Consider the following 444-nt stretch of genomic DNA (forward strand, 5'->3'; position numbering starts at 1 on the left):
TCCATTCTCTTTAACCAGATGAAACGCTTCTGTGAAAGCCTCATATAGTTTTCTTTGATATTCGTGAATGCTTATTTTGTTTGCCTGTCGAGCCTCTCGGGCTGACTTCCAGGCAAACACCGCGGACGCGACCGCAACCAAGAAAGCAACGCTCGCAATTAAATTTGCCCAAGATGCTGCATCCATAAGTTCAAGCTCCTCCAGCCCCATGCCGGGCCGAACACAAATACCCCACTTCTACGAATCACGCCAACCGGCGAGGATCCCCTATGGAAATCACTTACGGCTCGGTCTGCTCCGGCATCGAGGCGGCAACTCTTGCATGGAAGCCGCTTGGCATGCGTGCGACCTGGTTCGCCGAGATCGAAGCGTTCCCCAGCGCGGTGCTGGCTCACCATTACCCGAACACGCCGAACCTCGGTGACATGACCAAACTCGGCGCCC

1 protein-coding gene and 1 pseudogene are annotated in these 444 nt (G+C 55.0%); one reads left to right on the forward strand and one right to left on the reverse strand.

The window, feature by feature from the left end; genetic code table 11:
- A partial coding sequence (locus L6D63_RS28455) for a hypothetical protein (protein ID WP_236170517.1) occupies positions 1 to 186 on the reverse strand: 186 nt, incomplete at its 3' end.
- An 83-nt stretch (positions 187 to 269) separates the two neighbouring features.
- On the opposite strand from L6D63_RS28455, the pseudogene L6D63_RS28460 reads away from it, so the two are divergent.
- Positions 270 to 444, forward strand: a pseudogene (locus L6D63_RS28460) (DNA cytosine methyltransferase); the annotation flags it as partial.

Origin of the sequence: Pseudomonas parakoreensis, assembly GCF_021602155.1 — a bacterium.
Taxonomy (GTDB): Bacteria; Pseudomonadota; Gammaproteobacteria; order Pseudomonadales; family Pseudomonadaceae; genus Aquipseudomonas; species Aquipseudomonas parakoreensis.